We start from the raw sequence: 19,715 nt of genomic DNA, 5'->3' as shown, positions 1-19,715 counted from the left end.
TCATGCTGTGGTTCAAAAATTTAATGGTTTACCGTCTCAGCCGCGACATCACCCTGCGCGTTGAAGAGATGGAAAAACAGTTAGCCGGGCTGACATTCACCCCGTGCGGTAGTCAGGATATGGCGAAAACCGGTTGGGTACCGCCGATGGGCTCACACAGCGATGCGCTGACCCACGAAGCCAACGGGCAAATCATCATTTGCGCACGCAAAGAAGAGAAAATTCTGCCTTCTCCGGTCGTTAAGCAGGCGCTGGAAGCCAAGATTTTCAAGCTGGAAGGCGAACAGGGCCGTAAACTGAAAAAGACCGAAAAAGACGCCCTGAAAGACGAAGTGCTGCATTCTCTGCTGCCGCGCGCGTTCAGCCGCTTCAGCCAGACCATGATGTGGATTGACACCGTCAATGGCCTCATCATGGTGGACTGTGCAAGCGCTAAAAAAGCGGAAGACACCCTGGCGCTGCTGCGTAAAACGCTCGGCTCACTGCCGGTCGTGCCGCTGGCGATGGAGAACCCAATTGAGCTGACGCTGACCGAATGGGTACGCTCTGGCGACGTTGCCCAGGGCTTCCAGCTGCTGGATGAAGCCGAGCTGAAGGCGATTCTTGAAGACGGCGGCGTTATCCGCGCCAAGAAACAGGATCTGGTCAGCGACGAAATTGCGGTGCACATTGAGGCCGGGAAAGTGGTCACCAAGCTTGCTCTCGACTGGCAGCAGCGCATTCAGTTTATGCTTTGCGACGACGGCTCCCTGAAGCGCCTGAAGTTCAGCGACGAACTGCGCGATCAGAACGAAGATATTGACCGCGAAGACTTTGCCCAACGCTTTGATGCCGATTTCATCCTGATGACCGGTGAACTGGCAGCGTTGATTAAGAGTCTGGTTGAAGGGCTGGGCGGCGAAGCCCAGCGCTAAGCAGCTTAGAATAAAAAACCCGGCGATTGCCGGGTTTTTTATTTCAGATAACGGCAGAGATAAGAGGTCGGCTCTGCAACCTGCAGATGAAACTCGCTGCTGCCAGGTACGTTAAAACTCTGACCCGCGTTATACACCTTCCACTCCGTTTCCCCCGGCAGTAAAACGTTTAACGCGCCGCTGACCACCGTCATCTCTTCCGGTTGTGCGGTACTGAAGGTGTATTCACCCTCTTCCATAACCCCTACGCTGGCTTTGCCCGTGCTGCTGCTGGTAAACCCGATAGACTTCACTTTACCGGAAAAGTATTCGTTACTCTGAAGCATAGACTGGCCCTTTTTTTCATATGGTTAGCCTTCAATATAGGGGGCAGTGACGACCGCTGTCACGCAATATTATTGCTTAAACCAGCAGCTCAGAGGCCAGCCGGGCCACCAGCATGTTCGACAGTAAAACCGGGACATCCAGCGTCTTTTGCAATAGATCACGATGCTTTTGGCTATAGCCCATACAGTCGAGCATTAAGACATCAGCACCGCGCGCAATCAACTCGCGACCAGCCGCAACAAAATGCGCATCGCTGTCCTCCCGTGGGTTGGCAAGCGCATAGTGCGGCGTATGCTCAAGGGTCTGCCATTTTTGCTGTTGCGAAGGGATAAGTTCCTCTGCCGGCACCATGACCCCCACCTGATGTCCGTCAACAATAGAGGCCACCAGCGGTGGGATAATCCGTAAAGGTTCCAGAAGTATGGCGTTGTGTGCCACCAGCCCGCGGATAGGGGCAGTGCTCATGAACAGGATCACGTCGTAATCCTGGTTGTCGAGGACCTCAATCACGGCCTGCAGATCGCGCTCGACCTTCATTCTTGAGACCTGGGCAAGGTCGTTGTCATTGAGAAGCGTCAGAATCGTCTCCTCACCGGGTTCTACCGCGTAATCTTCCATAACGTCGTCACGCGCCATCTTCCCCAACAGACTAATATGGGTGATTTGGTCTTCCCTGATATGCTCAGTTAAAAACGGCATTGATTCACTGACTGGCACCACGCCAATCGTCAGGATCGCCAGACTTGCACTCATGTTATGTACCTTCTCACTACGACTGCTTCAACAACAGGCTACCGCTGACTCCCGCCCCCCTGATGGCAAAAATACAACCGTTCAAAAGCGTAGCAGCTGCATCGTCCTCCGATATGTAAAGATTCCAAATGCTTCCCAAACGCCCATGATATATCTTCATATTAACCTTTCATTAACACTTTAATTAAGTCAAAAGTGTGATGAAGGTAGAAAGTTTGCCGAAGCGAAGGAAAAAACAGCCTGAAGGCCCCACAAAGCCTGCGGGGCATAGAAAGGTATTAACTGGCGCGGGCGACCTGCAGTGCGGTCAGGATCTCATTCACCACCTGCTCTGGCGAGCCGGAGGCATCAACAATATGGTGCGCCGTTTCGCGGTACAGCGCATCGCGCTGCGCCAGCACTTCACGCACCTCTTCACTGATCGGCTTGCCGGTGAGCGTTGGGCGTTGCGCATCTTCTGGAAACGCCTCCAGCCTTCCGGAAAGCACAGAAACCGCCGCTTTCAGGTAAATGACAACCCCGTGACTGCGCATAAACTCCCGATTACAGGCCGCCAGAATAATTCCGCCGCCGGTCGCAATCACGGTGGAAGGATGAGTGACCGACTGTAAGGTTGCCGTTTCCCGTGCCCGGAAACCCTCCCAGCCCTCCTGCGTCACGATATCCGCCACGGACATCTGCGCACGTGCCTGTAAAACCTGATCGGTATCGACAAAGGCAAAACCACAGGCGCGAGTGAGCGCTTCGCCAACGGTCGTTTTCCCGCAACCGCGGGCGCCAATAAGAAAAATAGGTTGAGTCATAACCATAACCTGGGGATCCCCCTGGTACCGCAATGTGCGGAACATACGTTCAAAGAATAGTGTACCATCAAGCGAGTACATCGCAACGTGTCAATAAACGGTTACAACACTGCTTCATTGCTGATTAAAGTGGTTCACAAATAGCGCTATGAGCGCCAGAAAGAGTGTAAAGTTTTTATGTCACTCAGTGTTGCGCCAACCTTACATTAAACAATTACCTTTTGACAAGCTTCTGTCTGCTGCAATCGGTAACACATTTATGCGTAGCTTTACGCTCAACACATTTACACGGCGAATAATTCAGACAAACTACAAAGGTAGATTCACACTGTTACAGAGGGATGTACCATGCAATCTGAAGAGCAACGCCTTATTGATGGGCTGTTTTCACGACTGAAACAAGCCGAGGCTAACAGCGCACCGCGCGATGCTACAGCCGAGGGCGTTATTGCGCAACATGTGAATGCGCAACCTGCGGCGCCGTACTATATGGCGCAGACTATCCTGATTCAGGAAGCTGCCATTAAGCAGCTCAACGATCGTATTCAGGCGCTGGAAAGCGAAGTCTCGCAGCTTCAGTCCGCAAAACAGAGTAGCGGTGGCTTCCTGGCCGGTCTTTTTGGCGGCAGTAATGCCAGCCCGCAGCCTCGCGTAGCGGATCCGATCCCAGGAGCAGATCAATACGCACAGCAATATGGCCAGCGTGCGCAAAACGCCGCGCCGATGGGCCAGAACTATGCCCCTGCGCGCGGTGGCAGCGGTTTTATGGCGGGTGCTCTGCAAACCGCAGCCGGTGTGGCCGGCGGGGTGGTGCTGGGTAATGTGCTGATGAATATGTTCGGCGGCTCGCATCCGCAGGAGATAGTCAACATCATCGAAGAACCGCAGCAAACGCCGCAGACCGATACCGCACAAGCGGCGGATAACAACTTCCAGAACGACGACAGTCAGACCTGGGCGCAAAACGATAACGGCCAGGACGACTCGTTCTTCGACAACAATGATTTTGGTGGTGACGACTACAGCAACGATGACGACAGCTGGGTTTAACCCTGCTGGCGTTTCACCTGCAGCAGCCACTTTTCCAGCTCGGCAGCAAACTGTTGTCTGTCGCGCTGGGACAAACTGTCCGGGCCACCGGTCTGAATACCGCTGGCCCGCAGCGTATCCATGAAATCACGCATCGTCAGCCGCTCACGAATGGTCGCTTCACTGTAGCGCTCACCCCGCGGATTCAGCGCAACGCCTCCCTTAGCCAGTACTTCTGCCGCCAGCGGTATATCCGCGGTGATCACCAGATCGCCCGCTTCGCAAAGGCGCACAATTTCGTTATCGGCAACGTCAAACCCGGCAGGTACGCGCATTGAACGGATAAATCGTGAAGGAGGAACGCGTATATTCTGGTTAGCGACCAGCGTCATCGGTATCTGCGCCCTGTCGGCGGCGCGAAAGAGAATTTCTTTAATGACGTTCGGACACGCGTCCGCATCTACCCAGATTGACATGGTAACCTCTGATTTCTGCACAACATGATAAGCTATATCCTGAATAATACAGAACAACGAGCTGAGGGAGAACGAGATGGACAAGAAGATCGGTTTTATCGGCTGCGGGAATATGGGGAAAGCGATTCTCGGCGGGCTCATTGCCAGCGGTCAGGTGCTGCCGGGTCAGATCTGGGTCTATACCCCATCACCGGATAAGGTCGCAGCGCTCCAGCAGGAATACGGTATCAACCCGGCGGAAAGCGCGCAGGAAGTCGCACAGGTAGCCGACATCGTCTTCGGTGCGGTAAAGCCGGGTATTATGGTTAAAGTGCTGAGCGACATCGCCTCCAGCCTGAATAAAGACTCTCTGGTGGTCTCCATTGCCGCCGGGGTTACACTGGAACAGCTGGCACGTGCGTTGGGACACGATCGTAAAATCGTACGCGCCATGCCGAACACCCCATCTTTAGTGAACGCCGGGATGACCTCGGTGACGCCAAACGCGCTGGTCACCACGGAAGACATCGCTGACGTGCTGAACATTTTCCGCTGCTTTGGTGAAGCCGAAGTCATTGCCGAGCCGATGATCCACCCAGTGGTGGGCGTCAGTGGTTCAGCGCCAGCCTACGTGTTTATGTTTATTGAAGCGATGGCAGACGCGGCGGTGCTGGGCGGAATGCCGCGGGCGCAGGCCTATAAATTTGCCGCTCAGGCGGTGATGGGATCGGCCAAAATGGTGCTGGAAACCGGTAAGCATCCGGGTGAGCTGAAGGATATGGTCTGCTCCCCTGCCGGTACCACGATTGAAGCCGTGCGCGTGCTGGAAGAGAGAGGATTCCGTTCTGCGGTTATCGAAGCGATGACCAAATGCATGGAAAAATCGGAAAAGCTCAGCAAGTCCTGATTCGTGCCCAAAAAAAACGGGTGAAGTCAGCTGGCTTCACCCGTTTTTAGCGTCTGGCTTATTTTTTCTTCAGACAGTCGCTCATAAAGGTCTTACGCGCATCACCTTTCAGAGCTTTTTTGGAAGCTTCTGCGTTACAGGTGCCCATCTTTTGCTGCTGCGGGGTCAGGCTTTTTTCGTTAGACGGAGAGGAGCCATTTTTCAGGCAGTTGCTCATATACGTCTTACGCTCATCACCCTTCATGCTTTTCGCCGTCGCCTGCTGGTTACAGCTGGTCATGCGCTGCTGCTGCGGGGTCATCGTCTTCTCCGCCGCCGCAGGTGCCGCGGCGGTGGTTTGCGCCGCTTGCGCAGTAGCCATACCTGTCATCCCAACCAACAGAGCTGCCAGTAACATCATTTTCATAGCACAATCCTTTTATAAGTTATTCCCGTTAATTCTGGACGTTTATGGGAAAAAAACCACCCGACAGGCACGATTTTCCTGTCGGGTCAGAGGATTATTTCAAACCCAGCGCATTTTTCATGGTGAAGAACAGATCGGTCTGATCGGTTAATCCCACTACGTTTGCCGCCTGCGGGCCGTAAGCCGCAATGCGCAGCTGCGTGCCGGTATGCTCCATGGACTCTTCTTCCGAGTTACCGTAGCTCATCACCATTACCGCGCCGTCTTTGGTGTTCAGCGCCTGGGTCAGGCCCGGAGCTTTAGTTTCCGGCGGAATAATCTGGCTGGCGTGGGCGTGGTCAGCGGTCACGATAACCAGCGTGTTGCCATCTTTTTTGGCAAATTCCAGCGCTTTCTGTACCGCCTCATCGAGGTCGACAGTTTCGCCAATCTGGCCACATGGGTTTGCCGCGTGGTCTTGTTTATCAATAGACGCGCCTTCTACCTGCAGGAAGAAACCTTTCTCGCCGTTACTAAGCAGTGAGATAGCCTTCTCGGTCATCTGGGCAAGCGTCGGTACGCTGGCATCGCGTTTCGGGTTTGGCGTACAGGTGACGGCAGCTTTATCGATGTTGCCGTGGTAAGAGGCTTTTGGCCCTTCCCAGCGGACCGGCATGTTGCCGTCAGAAAACAGCCCGAGCAGCGGTTTGTCCTGGTTAGCATCGGTGATGGCCGCCAGCGTCTGGGCGTTATCAACCAGCTGATAGCCGCGAGCCTGCGCCTGCTCACGCAGGGTTTTCCCCGCCCAGTCACCTGCCGTCGCCGTTTCGGCGAAGGTTTTCGCGCCGCCACCTAACGTGACATCAGGACGCACATTCAGCAGTTGCTCGGTAATCGAGCCTTTACCGCCCTTCTCCAGCGCATTGCTCGGGCATTTTTCACTGGTTACGCTTGGGCCATAGCATTTACGTGAGGTCACATGAGAGACCAGCGCCGCCGGGGTGGCATCCTGCAGTTCGGCGGTTGAAACGTTACCGGTTTTCAGCCCCGCCGCCTTCGCCATTTCGAGGATGGTCACGTGGTCTTTTTCGTGAATATCAACGCCCAGCGCGCCGTTATAGGTTTTTACTCCGGTACTCCAGGCGGTTGCCGAGGCGGCAGAATCCGTCACGTAATCCGGCTTACCGGTTTTTTTATCCAGCGCATAGTGGGTGTACTGACCGGTGAGCGGCAGTGCATCAATCCCTTTAAAATATCCGCCCGCCCCTTCAGCATAATTTCGCGCCGCCGTTATTTCCGAATCCCCCATTCCGTCGCCAATCAGCAGAATAATATTTTTGGCTGGACGCTCGCTAATTGAAGCGCGCAATGCTTCAGTCTGGTCACCAGATAAACGACGGGCACCACCAGGCGCGGTGATATCGCCCTGGGCGGCACGACTTTCAAGCCCCACGGAAACCGGGGCATCAGCGCTGAATACAGGGGCAGAAAACAGAGGTAATAAGGCAATAAATAAGGCGGAATGTTTCACTTTTATCTTCTCCATGTAATAAACAGAGAGACTTTATAAAAGCCAGATGACACTCTTATGACAGCACCCGCGATGGCGGGGTAAGCGTTTAGCTACGCGGATGCCGTAATAGCTTTTTTATATATTGCTGCAGCAATTCGCTATCGCGGTCAGAGACCTGAGTCTGCGGCTTCACCTGATCCATAGCAGATTCAATATCACTAATCAGCGTCTGCTGTTCATCCTGACGCATATGCCGGAGCAGCGCCGTCACCACAATTTCCAGAGCCTCAACCTGTGCCACCAGCTCCTTTGACTCTTCTTCCTTTTCGGCAAGCTTTAACAGCAATTCCGCGATCAGATTTTTCATGGCGCTATATCCTTATCAGACGTTCATTGACGTAAGCGGTATGGCCCGATAATTCCTGGCGTGAACCGGTATTATTTTTATAAAAAATAAAAAAATGCAAATAAAAAAGTCAGCGAAACGTTTTTATGATACTTCGCAGGCAATACTGTGCTAATTGTCGGGTAAACACAAAGCGCCGATAATTACGATATAGTATATATCTGGCAGCAATTAATTTATTGCTGCCAGTAAGCATCAGGCTTTTGTGAGCCGCTGCTGGCGTAATGCAAAGCTCAGCTGAATGACATTTATCAGCACCACGATAGCCGTAGCGACAAATACCCAACGGAAACCGGCCATAGCGGATACCGAGGCACCAATAAGCGGTCCAGCGACATTTCCGAGGTACATAAACGACTGGTTATAACCAAAGATCCGCCCGGTGACCTGATCGCTGGAATATTTAAGCAATAACGTTTGTACCGCCGGTAGCATCGCGCCATCGGCAAAGCCAAGCAGAAACCGCAGGATCCCCAGCTGCAGCGGCGAAGTGACAAACGACATGGCAAAGAACATCACCACCGCGCAGCACAGCGTCGCCAGCAGGATCCTGGCAGTACCGATGCGATCGCCCAGCTTGCCCAGTTTTGGCGCAGAGATAAGTGCCGAGATACCCGGTACCGCGGCAATCATGCCGCTTAAAAAGGCAATATTGTTGCTGTCTGGCGCCATTGATTTAATAAACAACGCCAGAATCGGGCCAATAGATCCGTTGCACATTTGAATGACCATGGTGGTCACGAAAAGGCTAATCACCAGACCTGGATACGGCAGGGAAGCAAATACCGCTTTACCGCTAAGCCGTTCCGCCTTCGAAACCTTAGGCCGCCCGCCCTCTTTAATCAGAAACAGCGTCACCAGGAAGCTCACGGTCAGCAGAAATGCAGTAATGAAGAAAACCGCCCTGAGCCCGACGTGGTCGGCGAGGAAACCGCCGAGCAGCGGCCCACCGATAACGCCGCTAATTTGTGCCGTCGATAACGTGCTGAGCGCCCAGCCGCTGCGCTCGCGCGGCACCTGCGAGGCCACCAGCGCCATGGCGTTTGGAATATACCCAGAGGTCAGCCCCATCACCGCCCGCAGAATAAACAGCTGCCAGACGTTGGTGGCAAAGGCCTGCAGCAGAATGGCGATAGCCATACCGAGGGACGCGCGCAGCAGCATCAGCTTGCGGCCTTTGCGGTCTGCCAGGCTGCCCCACATCGGCGAAACGATCGCGGAAACCAGGAACGTGACGCTGAAGGTCAGCCCCGACCACATCGACAACGCTTCATGCGAAGTCACGCCAAGCTGTGAGACATAGAGCGGGAGAAACGGCAAAATTTGGCTGATAGCAAGCCCGGTGAAGAAACAACCAAACCAGACCGAGATGAGATTAACCTTCCAGGATTCCATAACTGCGCAATTTATTCAGATGCTAAATTTGTTAGCCAGCTTATCAAATTTCAACGTGGCCAGAAGTAAAAGATTATGGCAGATACACTGAAATTGACGTGGTATGTTATGTGTTTTGGAATTTTAGACGGATGGTAGTTGAGATGGCTAAGTTGCGGGTGGGCATTGTTTTTGGCGGTAAATCAGCAGAACACGAGGTGTCGTTGCAGTCGGCGAAAAACATCGTTGAAGCAATCGATAAAACAAAGTTTGACGTGACCCTGTTGGGAATTGATAAGCAGGGCCAGTGGCACATTAACGATGCCAGCAGCTACCTGCTCAACGCCAATGACCCGGCACGTATCGCGCTGCGCCCTTCCGACGTAACGCTGGCTCAGGTGCCAGGCAAAGTGTCCCAACAGCTGATCGATGCCGGTAACGGCCAGCCGCTGCCGGGCATTGATGTTATCTTCCCGATCGTCCACGGTACGCTTGGCGAAGATGGTTCCCTGCAGGGCATGCTGCGCATGGCCAACCTGCCATACGTCGGCTCCGACGTGCTGGGCTCCGCCGCCTGCATGGACAAAGACGTGACTAAACGTCTGCTGCGCGACGCCGGTCTGGCGATTGCGCCGTTTGTCACGCTGACCCGCGCCAACCGCGATAAAATCAGCTTTGCCGATATCGAATCCCGCCTCGGCCTGCCGCTGTTTGTGAAACCGGCAAACCAGGGGTCTTCCGTTGGCGTCAGCAAAGTCACCAGCGAAGCGCAGTATCATACCGCCGTGGCGCTGGCGTTCGAGTTTGACCACAAAGTGGTGGTTGAGAAAGGAATTAAGGGCCGTGAAATTGAGTGTGCGGTACTGGGTAATGACTTCCCGGAAGCCAGCACCTGCGGTGAGATTGTGCTGAACAGCGAATTCTACGCCTACGACACCAAGTACATTGATGACAACGGTGCTCGCGTGGTGATCCCGGCGGATATCGATAGCGCGGTGAATGACAAAGTGCGCGCCATCGCCGTACAGGCCTATCAGACGCTGGGCTGCAGTGGTATGGCGCGCGTTGACGTGTTCTTAACCGAAGACGACGACGTTATCATCAACGAAATCAATACGCTGCCTGGTTTTACTAACATCAGCATGTATCCCAAACTGTGGCAGGCGAGCGGTCTGGATTACACCTCGCTCATCACCCGTCTGATTGAGCTGGCGCTCGAACGCCACCGCGCTGATAACGCGCTGAAAACCTCAATGTAGCCGTTCAGGTATAAGATTTACTTTTCCGCCGTCTCAGCCTCGGGACGGCGGCGAATGATAAACCCCGCCAGCCAAAAGCTAATCACCCAGGTCACCAGCCCTACCGCGTAGGTTTGCCACCCTTTGGCTTCAAAACCGAGCAGTCCGACCACGCCGTTAAGAATGAAGATAAGCCCAATCGCAAAGGCATAGTAATGCCAGTCACGGCGTATTTTTAAAGGCAGATTCATGACCACTCCAGAAGCAGGAAAACCCTATCATCACACATCCGCGTGCCGCCGCAACGTCCGTTTACACTAAGGCAACGCAATTGTGATGCTATGCAAGTTTCGCAAAATTAGGAGCAATCCTTAACGGAAATTACCACTATTCCGATATTGACATTCGCCTTGCACTGCCACACTACAGCCATCTTCAGCAGGCAGGAAGCCAGAATGTCCGGGAGGCTTTTATGACAGATTTTACGATGTCGAAACCCATTATCAGTGGGAAGAAAAGGACCTCTTCTGCGCCAGGTAATATTGCCTATGCGCTCTTCGTTCTATTCTGCTTTTGGGCCGGCGCGCAGCTGCTGAACCTGTTGGTTCACGCACCTGGCGTCTATGAGCATCTGATGCAGATGCAGGACAGCGGTCGCCCACGCATTGAAATGGGCCCCGGGGTCAGCACCTTGTTTGGCCTGGTGCCGTTTCTTGCAGGATGCGCAGTGCTGGCGTTAGTGATGCTCATCGCGCGCTGGCGCCGTCATCACTAATTCTGCGCCATACAGCGAGCCCGACGCTCGTCAACCCGTTTTGCGAACCACGCGGTGGTGAGGTTACGGGTGATCTTCGGGCTCTCTAACTGAATTCCCGGTAAGATCTGTCGCGGCAACGCTTTACCACTTTTCGCCTCGGCGAGCGCATACACCTTCTGATACACCGCCGTCTTCTCAAACTCCAGACTGTCACCCTTCGCCAGTTGGCGATGAATGTCGCTATCGCTTATTCCGAGCTTCGGCGCGAGCTTGCGCACCGCCATTTCGGTCGTGCCGGGTTCATCGCTGTCGTAACGAATCAGGTCGCCATCAAGCGCCAGCTTTACGCCGCTCGCCCGACTCACCGCACTCTGGAATGCGGCATTTCGGCTGGCGTACCAGCCAGCGTTAAAATCAGCAAAGCGGTAAAGCGGCTCCGGGTAGTTTGCCGGGTAATTCAGCAGATGACGGGTCCCGAACCACACGCCGCCGCGCAGGGTAAAGACTTCCTGGCGCACCGTCCCGGTCATTTTCCACGGGTAACCGTCTTTATGCGCTTGTGCAAAGGCGATACTCACCTGCATTGGCCCACCGGTATGCACCGGGTTCAGTGAACCAAACAGGGTTTGCCCCATCGGCACCATCCCGATGAAATCGTCAAAAATGGCGCTCAGCTGTTTCTCCGTTTTCACGGTATCCAGCCGTTCGCTGTAGGTTTTGCCGTTCGGAGATTTGAGCTTCAGCGCGGTATGCACGAGGAAAACCGGGACGTGCATCCGCTCTGCGCGCTTGTCTATCTCCTGCCAGGCAATTTTACTGAGCCCCGGCACCGCCGGATCGGCCTGATAGTTCGACTCCTGCTGCGCCACCGCCAGCACCGAACAGACGTTCTCTTCGGTCGGCGCAATTTTCTGGCTGGCAAAGGTTTCGGCGATGCTCTGTGCCCAGAGCTCGCGGTCTTTAACGGTCGAAGGCATTTTCTGGCGCACCACGCTCGCCACGTCGATAGCCTTCTCCCCTTCTTTCAGAGCGGGAGTTTTACTGCTACAGGCGCTAAGCACCAACCCCGCGAGCACCGTCAGCGAGGGGATCAACAAACGTGGTACGGCCATTCTGCTTCCCTGTTATTGAGAGGTTTGGGTGACTTCCTGCAAATCCTGATTATCCAGTTCACGCTCAAAGCTGCGCAGACGTTTGTAAATCGACATCAGCTCAACCAACGTCGTCCAGGAGCTAATCAGGTACTGGAACGAACCGCGAACCTGCCCGAAGGCGTTGGTTATCTGCTGCATCAGTCCCAGCGTAATAGTACCTGCTGCAATCGACGGGAAAAGCAAGAAAACGCCGAAAACGTTGTCTACCTGCAGATAGAGAATGCGGGCAATGTTGAAGTACATGTAGTGGAAGTAAAGACGGAAATAGTTCTGACGAACAGCGCTGAACAGCTCGCGCACCGTCGGCGGCGTAGCGCGAGCCGCATCGTCTTCACCATAAACCAGCTCTTTACGATAGGCGGCTTCTACGCGCTGATTTTTAAAGGCCAGACCCGGCAGCTTGATCCCAACCACCGCCAGCATCCCGGTCCCCATCAGAGACCAGACGATAGCCGCAATGACCAGGCCATAAGGGACATGTCCGACAATCGGCAGTTCCGGTACGTGCGGCGACAGCGCCACCAGTACCGGAAGGAAAGCAATCAGGGTCATGACCGCCTGAATAAAGCTCACGCCCATATCTTCAAGGGTAGAAGCAAAGCGCATGGTATCTTCCTGCACACGCTGCGCGGCCCCTTCGATATGGCGCAGCTTCTGCCAGTGTTCCATGTAGTGTTCGTTCATCGCCGTGCGCCAGCGGAACACGTAGTGGCTGATGAAAAAGTTGTTCAGTACCCCAACGACCACCGCGATAAGCGCGATCCCAAGGAAGACGCCCACCTCGGAATAAAAACGATCGATAGGGATTTTATTCGGGGAGCTCAGTGCGGTCTGAATGAGGTCAAAAAACGGGGCGTACCACGCGTTGACCGCGACGCCGACTTCCACCAGAAACCAGGTGACGAAGATAATCAGCGAGGAGCCGAGAATTGACCAGTACTGCCAGCGATGCGGACTGCGGATAAACCAGAACAGCGCAAAGGCGCCAACGCAGATGAGGTAATAAGCGTAAAACAGCAGATAACTTGCTGACCAGAAGCGCGCGGCGCTGATAGGAACTTTATCACTGGCGTGGAAAAGTCGTTCAAAAAACGCGCTTCCTCCGGCCTGCCAGAACACCACGGCGATGAGTGCCCAAATAAACGCCGAAAGAAAAAACGGCCCCGGCTTTGGGAAAAAAGACTTGAACATGGTTCTCTCCTGCTAACTTCTTATTTTTGGCTATTGCTGTGGACTAAACGTCCGTCCAGACCGTTCAATCAGACTGGATCTTAACGACATAGTTCGCCGGTTGTTTCTGGATAATTGTTTCGTTGAATGTTTATTTCATTGTTTAATTTATAAACAAATACTACGAAAGCGCCTTTCCAGAAGGAGTTTAATGCTTCCCTTATAATAAGCGCTCGATCACAAAATGGATAACACGCCGCAGTAAAAACAGACATATTTACCCATCGTTACGTTTTTCCCTCATGGTTTAGCGCGAAAGGCCCTTTGCAACATGCCGGTTAGTAGTATAAATACACATTATCTTTTTATTTAGATTCATGGATACTCCCGTTGAAACGTCGTCTGTTATTAAGCGTTGCGCTGTTAACGTCAGCCCTGTCCGTGGCTCATGCCGCCCAGACATCGCCTTCCCCGGTTTTTGCAGCTGATATCGTCGACCGATACGCGAACCTGATATATTACGGCAGCGGCGCTACGGGAATGGCAATCGTGGTGATTGATGGTAATCAGCGCGTATTCCGAAGTTTCGGAGAAACCCGTCCCGGGAGCGACGTCCGCCCGCAGCTCGATTCGGTTATCCGTATCGCTTCTCTTAGCAAGCTGATGACCAGTGAAATGCTGGTGAAGCTTCTGGATCAGGGCACGGTCAAGCTCAACGATCCGCTCAGCAAATATGCCCCGCCGGGCACACGCGTACCAACCTATAACGGTGCGCCTATTACCCTGGTGAATCTTGCGACCCATACCAGTTCTCTGCCCCGCGAGCAGCCAGGCGGCGCGGCGCACCGTCCGGTGTTTGTCTGGCCAACCTATTCGCAGCGCTGGAACTGGCTCACCACCGCCAGCCTGAAGGCCGCCCCGGGATCGCAGGCCGCCTACTCAAACCTGGCGTTTGATCTGCTGGCCGACGCGCTCTCCAGCGCCGCAGGTAAACCCTATACGCAGCTGTTCGAAGAGAAAATTACCCGTCCGCTTGGGATGAAAGACACCACTTTCACGCCTTCACCGGATCAGTGCCGACGCCTGATGGTGGCGGAGAAAGGCGCCAGTCCGTGTAATAACACCCTGGCGGCTATCGGCAGCGGCGGCGTTTACTCCACGCCTGGCGATATGATGCGCTGGATGCAGCAGTTCCTCTCTTCCGATTTCTACTCCCGTTCGCCACAGGCGGATCGGATGCAAACCCTCATCTATCAGCGTCATCAACTGACGCGGGTTATCGGCATGGACGTGCCGGGCAAAGCCGACGCGCTGGGTATGGGCTGGGTCTATATGGGGCCGAAAGAGGGGCACCCGGGCATCATTCAAAAGACCGGCGGTGGCGGCGGGTTTATCACGTATATGGCGATGATCCCACAGCACAACGTCGGCGCCTTCGTGGTAGTGACCCGCTCGGCACAGACCCGTTTCGTCAATATGAGCGACGGCATCAACAACCTGGTCAGTGAGCTGAGCTCGAACAAAAACGTCGTGGTACCGGCTTCCTGAGAAACCATGGCGGTTAATAATCCGAAGGCAAGCGGTTGACCGCAACCAGCTTGCCTTTGTGCATCTGGATATATTCCCCCTCCCGCAGTGCCGCAAGCACTTCGGCAATCACTGAACGTGAAATGTGGGTGCTGCGCTGAATGTAGTTCATCACCCCGACCCTCGCGCGTAGCGACTCCTCCCAGCCCGTCATGCTGAGCAAGGTGGCACGAATTTGGTTGTAGCTGTTACTCCCTACCAGCTGGCACTCGCGTTTTTGCAACACCCTCACCTGCCAGGCCAGCCACTGAAAGGCCTCACGCCAGAGTTGATGTTGTTCAAGAAGACTTGCCGCAGCCTCCGCAGGCAGGTAATAACCGTGGCAGGCACTTTCCGTCACCATCAGGTACTCTTCCTGATTTTCTATTATCCCGGCGGCGAGCCCCGTCACGAACGGAGCCTGAACGTAGCCAAGCAGTAGATTGTTGGTTTTTCGCGTCAGGGAAACGCAGCCCTGTAGTAAAAAAATAGTATGCCCACCGACCTGCTTCCCCGCGGATAACACCGCCTCGCCTCGTCGGGTGTCAAAGGAGGTGCCATGGATGTGAAAACGTTGGTTCAGGACTTCAAATGCTTGCAGAGGTTTTAATTGATTTGGCATAAACGACAGTCCGTATAAAAATGCCCACCATAGTCATGGTGGGCATTCAAACATGAAGGCTACGGGCAGATTACCAGGTGTACTTCACGCCAGCATTGGCAGCCCAGTCTTGATCAACATCGCCGCCGCCCAGGTAGTTCACACCGGTATAGGCGCTGAAGTTTTTGGTGAAGCTGAACTGGCTCCCCACACCGACGCGCACCGCCGATCCTTCAACACCGTTATCAATGGAATCACCGTTGATGTTGGCATCGTTGCTGGAGTCGTCATAGACGTACGCCAGCTTGAAGTACGGCGTCATCGCCTGATCGCCGAAGTTGAAGGTATAACCAGCATCCATACCAAGCTCATAGCGCAGGCTGTCATAATCCTGGCCATTTACACGCATATTATTGCTCAGACGATAGCTGTCGCCAGACTGGAACAGGCCAGAAATGCTGCCGTAGGGCGTCACGTAGCCGTTATTGTCGAACTTGTAGTCGTAGCCCAGTTTCAGACCAAAGCCCCACGCATCGGTCGTGGTGTTACCATCCACATAGTCGCCGTTGCTCATATTGGCAGACAAATCGTTATTGAAGCGGGAATAGCTCAGGTTGCTGTCAAAGAACACGTTGTTGGCAAAGTGCGCCGAGGAGTACAGATAAGCAGACTGGCTATCCTGATCGACCTGACCGGTACGATCGTTCATATCACCTTTCGCAAGACCGGCAGCGGCACCGACGATCCACTGTGCGTTGTTGCCCTCAACTTTAGTATCGAGGCCAACCATAATGCCGTTAACGTCCTGATCGTAGTGGATAGTGCCATTATCGCCGTCAAAGTTACCGCCGAAGTAGCTCACCCATACGCCGCCGTTATCGTCGAAGCCATGACGAGCGCTGTTCAGGCGGTTGGTTAGCGTATCCTGCTGCAGATTCCAGATATTGGTGTTAGCGGAAGGAATGCTCAGCGCCATGTTAGCGTAATCCGTCAGACGATCCTGACGCAGAACGACAGTGTCGCCCTCCTGCTGCGCTTTATAGGTGTAAGCCCCAAGATCGGCGAGGTTCGCCGCGCTGAAGGTTGCAGTAGTAGCTGCGTTATCGTCATAAACCCGAATCAGCTCATTGCCGTTGTAATCAGCCACCGCGCCTTCGCCGGTCGCGTTACCAATACGCACCTTGTAATTACCGGAAACATCACCGTTGACCGCCAGATGACCATCGGAATTCAGCGCCACTACGCCGTAGCCATAGTTGCTCTGGGTCGTGTCGTTGGTATGGCCATTGATCATGCTACCGTTCAGCACATAATCGCGGCTTGCGACGTCAAACGTACCGCCGTTGGTCAAGGTCAGCTGCGCAGTATCGATCTGGCCCAGACCCAGGTTGAGCGAAGCGCCACCGTCAACGGTGATGGTATTCGCATAGAGCTCGGCGGTTTCTTCCGTCAACGTAGCGGAGCTGTAACTGTTGAGGTTAACGCTGTCTGTCGCGACATAGCCGGTATCACCAATATTCAGCGATGACGCATTGTTCAGCGTGATGCTGTCTGCCACCAGCGTTGAGTTTTCAACGTTCACCTGCGAGGCGTTACTGACGGTTAATGTGTCGACGAGAGAAGATTTGCGCGTATCCCACTCTGAACCGTGGTCCAGCGTTACATTGAACAGACCGCTCTGATACACCTCATTGCCGACAACGTGGCTGCCTTCGCTCCATGCGGTGTTATCGTTATCAACACCATAGGTCGAGGTTGGCCACAGGCTGTTGGCGGAGATATCGTACAGCGTTGCGGTGGCTTCAGTTCCGGCGGCGAAGCTGTCATAGACACCGTCTCCGTCACTGTCGACCTGATGGACGGAGACCGCCGCGCCGACCCACTTGCTTGCGTTATCCAGCGTCAGATCCAGACGATCGGTGCCGTCCCAGCCGTTGGTGTCATTATCGCCGTCGGTGTCGCGATAGCTGTCGGCACCGTTCGGGAAGAAGTTTTCGTCGAAGTTGCTCGAGAACACCACGTCGCCGGTCAGGGTCGAATTGCTGAAGAGCGCGGTGGTTTGCATCGCGTTATCCGCATTCGGGTCAGCGATCGCCGCCAGCGCGACGTCGTCAGCGGTCCAGGATTTGCCATCGTAGTCACTGGCGCTGTCGGAACGTCCAAACCAGCCTTCGGTCCCTTCATCGGACCAGGAGCCCGACGTCACTACCGAGTCACTGACGGTAATGGTGTTATTAAACACTTCACCGCTATTCACGCCGGTGCTAACGGTATTATCGTCAACATCCTGCCACTCATAGCCCTGGGTTAGCGTAATCCCTGCCACGTGCGAGTTATTCTGGATATTCAGGTCTACTTCCTGATCCAGGGTAATCGCGGTACCGAGATTATAAACATCAACAACGTGGGTATCCGGCGCATCATTCCAGGTACCGTTATAGGTATAGTGTTCGTAATTATCGTCGATCGTGGAATTATCAACCGTCAGCGCCAGACGGTCGTAATAATAATCCGTACCGCTGCGGTTGGTGCAGTCAGTGGTCATACATTGTGACGTAATCATTCCGTGAATGGTGCTATTGCTGATACTCAGACTGTTAGCATTACTATTTGTAGAAAGACCGTCATCAAGATAATAGGTTGAGATAACGCCATTCACCACAGAATTATTAATAACGGGGTAAATATCACCATTATAAATACTATCGGTCGCGTAGTTATTCCAGCCAACATAACCGTCATAGTAGACACCATCAGCGTAGCTGGCATCATTGTAGTGAACAAAGGTCGTGTAGTCAGTACCGGAGATATCCGTGCTCGCATTTGCCTGAGAAGCGATTGCCAGCGCACAGGCCATTGCTAATTGAGATACCGCTAGTTTCTTTTTCCAGGAGTGCATTAGTCATCCCTCCTCAGGGACTTATTATAAGTTGGTCCATCAATTAATATTTTATTGCGGAGGGAATTATGCGTTCCGGTTACAAAACAGTTCAATAAATCTTTGGCATAAGTTTGAATCCGGACGAATACTGAAAAAAGAACATAACCAGCCAGCGCATCATTCAATTTAAAATTCAATAAATTAAAAAGAAAATATCACCACGAAATATATAACAACGTAGTTCCAATACAATATAAAATATATTCAACAATGTAATGAATAATAAAACCCCATCCTTATAAATAATAATTCACGCGATGTTTCGGCCGTCACCCACGTTCAGAAAACGCCCCACTTTGATAAACATTCGTCGCACAAATGGAGTAGACTAGCGTCAATGTTCCACAAACATTAGGCAAACCATGACTGTGCTAATTAATCGCCCTCGTCGCCTGCGCAAATCTGCTGCGCTGCGCGCTATGTTTGAAGAGACAACACTGACCTTAAACGATCTGGTGTTGCCGATCTTTGTTGAAGAAGAAATTGACGACTACAAGCCCATTGAGGCTATGCCGGGCGTGATGCGCATTCCGGAGAAGCATCTGGCGCGTGAAATTGAGCGTATTGCCAATGCCGGGATCCGCTCGATCATGACCTTCGGCATCTCTCACCACACCGATGCAACCGGTAGCGATGCCTGGAAAGAAGATGGCCTGGTGGCGCGGATGTCGCGTATCGCCAAGCAAACCGTGCCGGAAATGATCGTCATGTCCGATACCTGCTTCTGCGAGTACACCTCCCACGGTCACTGTGGCGTACTGTGCGATCACGGAGTGGATAACGACCAGACTCTCGCCAACCTCGGCAAGCAGGCGGTCGTTGCCGCCGCCGCCGGTGCCGATTTCATCGCGCCTTCTGCTGCGATGGACGGTCAGGTGCAGGCCATTCGCGAGGCGCTGGATGCCGCCGGTTTCACCGATACCGCCATCATGTCCTACTCGACGAAATTTGCTTCCTCCTTCTACGGCCCGTTCCGTGAAGCGGCGGGTACTGCGCTGAAAGGCGATCGTAAAACCTATCAGATGAACCCGTTGAACCGCCGCGAAGCAATTCGCGAATCCCTGCTCGACGAAGCTCAGGGGGCGGATTGCCTGATGGTGAAACCCGCGGGCGCGTATCTCGATATCCTGCGTGATATCCGCGAGCGCACCGAGCTGCCGATTGGCGCTTATCAGGTCAGCGGCGAATACGCGATGATCAAGTTTGCCGCTATGGCAGGCGCCATTGATGAGGAGAAAGTCGTGCTGGAAAGCCTGGGGGCCATTAAGCGCGCCGGTGCCGACCTCATCTTCAGCTATTTCGCCCTCGATCTGGCTTTGAAGAAAATCCTGCGTTAATCCTCCGGCCCGGTGACACACCGCCGGGCCTGACCCCGAATCTTCATCCCCTTGCCACAAAAACGTCACGCTGGCCTTCTACTGT

Annotated in this window: 20 protein-coding genes; 7 read left to right on the top strand and 13 right to left on the bottom strand. The window is 53.8% G+C overall.

Annotation, left to right across the window (positions count from 1 at the left end):
• The first annotated feature begins 2 nt into the window (after window positions 1–2).
• Window positions 3–914 (top strand): recombination-associated protein RdgC, encoded by a 912-nt coding sequence (gene rdgC, locus C7387_RS20510; protein WP_006818732.1) that lies wholly within the window; start codon window positions 3–5, stop codon window positions 912–914.
• Between the two features lie 38 nt (window positions 915–952).
• On the opposite strand, the gene ppnP is transcribed toward rdgC, so the two are convergent.
• The 3 genes from ppnP to aroL form a co-directional block, all read right to left on the bottom strand.
• Window positions 953–1,240 carry a pyrimidine/purine nucleoside phosphorylase gene (ppnP, locus tag C7387_RS20505; protein WP_006818731.1) on the bottom strand — a complete coding sequence of 96 codons (288 nt, stop codon included), beginning with the start codon at window positions 1,238–1,240 and terminating at the stop codon, window positions 953–955.
• A gap of 76 nt (window positions 1,241–1,316) precedes the next feature.
• Window positions 1,317–1,994 (bottom strand): AroM family protein, encoded by a 678-nt coding sequence (locus C7387_RS20500; RefSeq protein ID WP_006818730.1) that lies wholly within the window; start codon window positions 1,992–1,994, stop codon window positions 1,317–1,319.
• Between the two features lie 278 nt (window positions 1,995–2,272).
• On the bottom strand, window positions 2,273–2,797 hold the full coding sequence (aroL, locus tag C7387_RS20495; protein WP_038254300.1) for a shikimate kinase AroL: 525 nt from the start codon (window positions 2,795–2,797) through the stop codon (window positions 2,273–2,275).
• A 348-nt stretch (window positions 2,798–3,145) separates the two neighbouring features.
• Between aroL and C7387_RS20490 the strand changes: the two genes are divergently transcribed.
• Window positions 3,146–3,847, top strand: coding sequence for a DUF2076 domain-containing protein (locus C7387_RS20490; protein WP_120817377.1), 702 nt, complete (start codon window positions 3,146–3,148; stop codon window positions 3,845–3,847).
• Here C7387_RS20490 and C7387_RS20485 read toward each other — a convergent pair.
• Complete coding sequence (locus tag C7387_RS20485) at window positions 3,844–4,302, bottom strand: YaiI/YqxD family protein (RefSeq protein WP_038254196.1); 459 nt, start codon at window positions 4,300–4,302, stop codon at window positions 3,844–3,846. The genes C7387_RS20490 and C7387_RS20485 overlap by 4 nt on opposite strands.
• Before the next feature lie 76 nt (window positions 4,303–4,378).
• On the opposite strand from C7387_RS20485, the gene proC reads away from it, so the two are divergent.
• Complete coding sequence (gene proC / locus C7387_RS20480) at window positions 4,379–5,188, top strand: pyrroline-5-carboxylate reductase (protein ID WP_006818726.1); 810 nt, start codon at window positions 4,379–4,381, stop codon at window positions 5,186–5,188.
• 58 nt (window positions 5,189–5,246) lie between these two features.
• Here the strand turns inward: proC and C7387_RS20475 are convergent, their stop codons facing one another.
• From C7387_RS20475 to C7387_RS20460, 4 genes are all read right to left on the bottom strand, one after another.
• Entirely contained in the window at window positions 5,247–5,594 is a 348-nt protein-coding gene (locus tag C7387_RS20475) for a PsiF family protein (RefSeq protein ID WP_006818725.1), read from the bottom strand.
• Window positions 5,595–5,688: 94 nt separating this feature from the next.
• Window positions 5,689–7,119 carry an alkaline phosphatase gene (gene phoA, locus C7387_RS20470; protein ID WP_166791136.1) on the bottom strand — a complete coding sequence of 477 codons (1,431 nt, stop codon included), beginning with the start codon at window positions 7,117–7,119 and terminating at the stop codon, window positions 5,689–5,691.
• Window positions 7,120–7,192: 73 nt separating this feature from the next.
• Window positions 7,193–7,453: an anti-adapter protein IraP gene (gene iraP, locus C7387_RS20465; RefSeq protein WP_006818723.1), complete on the bottom strand. Its 261-nt coding sequence runs from the start codon at window positions 7,451–7,453 to the stop codon at window positions 7,193–7,195.
• 234 nt (window positions 7,454–7,687) lie between these two features.
• On the bottom strand, window positions 7,688–8,887 hold the full coding sequence (locus C7387_RS20460) for a multidrug efflux MFS transporter (RefSeq protein WP_006818722.1): 1,200 nt from the start codon (window positions 8,885–8,887) through the stop codon (window positions 7,688–7,690).
• A gap of 143 nt (window positions 8,888–9,030) precedes the next feature.
• On the opposite strand from C7387_RS20460, the gene ddlA reads away from it, so the two are divergent.
• The gene (gene ddlA / locus C7387_RS20455) at window positions 9,031–10,125 is read left to right on the top strand and encodes a D-alanine--D-alanine ligase (protein WP_120817375.1); all 1,095 of its coding nucleotides are present in this window, start codon (window positions 9,031–9,033) and stop codon (window positions 10,123–10,125) included.
• A gap of 17 nt (window positions 10,126–10,142) precedes the next feature.
• Here the strand turns inward: ddlA and C7387_RS20450 are convergent, their stop codons facing one another.
• A complete protein-coding gene (locus C7387_RS20450) occupies window positions 10,143–10,355 on the bottom strand; it encodes a DUF2754 domain-containing protein (protein ID WP_038254190.1) in 213 nt (70 codons plus the stop codon).
• Window positions 10,356–10,576: 221 nt separating this feature from the next.
• Between C7387_RS20450 and C7387_RS20445 the strand changes: the two genes are divergently transcribed.
• Entirely contained in the window at window positions 10,577–10,879 is a 303-nt protein-coding gene (locus C7387_RS20445) for a DUF2755 family protein (protein ID WP_006818719.1), read from the top strand.
• On the opposite strand, the gene C7387_RS20440 is transcribed toward C7387_RS20445, so the two are convergent.
• Window positions 10,876–11,973 carry a DUF1615 domain-containing protein gene (locus tag C7387_RS20440; protein ID WP_006818718.1) on the bottom strand — a complete coding sequence of 366 codons (1,098 nt, stop codon included), beginning with the start codon at window positions 11,971–11,973 and terminating at the stop codon, window positions 10,876–10,878. The genes C7387_RS20445 and C7387_RS20440 overlap by 4 nt on opposite strands.
• 12 nt (window positions 11,974–11,985) lie before the next feature.
• On the bottom strand, window positions 11,986–13,206 hold the full coding sequence (sbmA, locus tag C7387_RS20435) for a peptide antibiotic transporter SbmA (RefSeq protein WP_006818717.1): 1,221 nt from the start codon (window positions 13,204–13,206) through the stop codon (window positions 11,986–11,988).
• 369 nt (window positions 13,207–13,575) lie between these two features.
• Between sbmA and ampH the strand changes: the two genes are divergently transcribed.
• A complete protein-coding gene (gene ampH, locus C7387_RS20430) occupies window positions 13,576–14,733 on the top strand; it encodes a D-alanyl-D-alanine-carboxypeptidase/endopeptidase AmpH (protein ID WP_038254185.1) in 1,158 nt (385 codons plus the stop codon).
• A gap of 13 nt (window positions 14,734–14,746) precedes the next feature.
• Here the strand turns inward: ampH and C7387_RS20425 are convergent, their stop codons facing one another.
• Window positions 14,747–15,373, bottom strand: a complete 627-nt coding sequence (locus tag C7387_RS20425; protein ID WP_120817374.1) for a helix-turn-helix domain-containing protein — start codon at window positions 15,371–15,373, stop codon at window positions 14,747–14,749.
• A 70-nt stretch (window positions 15,374–15,443) separates the two neighbouring features.
• Window positions 15,444–18,251 carry an autotransporter outer membrane beta-barrel domain-containing protein gene (locus tag C7387_RS20420; RefSeq protein WP_120817373.1) on the bottom strand — a complete coding sequence of 936 codons (2,808 nt, stop codon included), beginning with the start codon at window positions 18,249–18,251 and terminating at the stop codon, window positions 15,444–15,446.
• Window positions 18,252–18,655: 404 nt separating this feature from the next.
• On the opposite strand from C7387_RS20420, the gene hemB reads away from it, so the two are divergent.
• Window positions 18,656–19,630 (top strand): porphobilinogen synthase, encoded by a 975-nt coding sequence (gene hemB / locus C7387_RS20415; protein ID WP_038254178.1) that lies wholly within the window; start codon window positions 18,656–18,658, stop codon window positions 19,628–19,630.
• The last annotated feature ends 85 nt before the right edge of the window (window positions 19,631–19,715 follow it).

Source organism: Yokenella regensburgei (assembly GCF_003634235.1).
Lineage (GTDB): Bacteria > Pseudomonadota > Gammaproteobacteria > Enterobacterales > Enterobacteriaceae > Yokenella > Yokenella regensburgei.
Note: the sequence above shows the minus strand (reverse complement) of the source record. Positions and strands in the feature narration are given on the sequence as shown.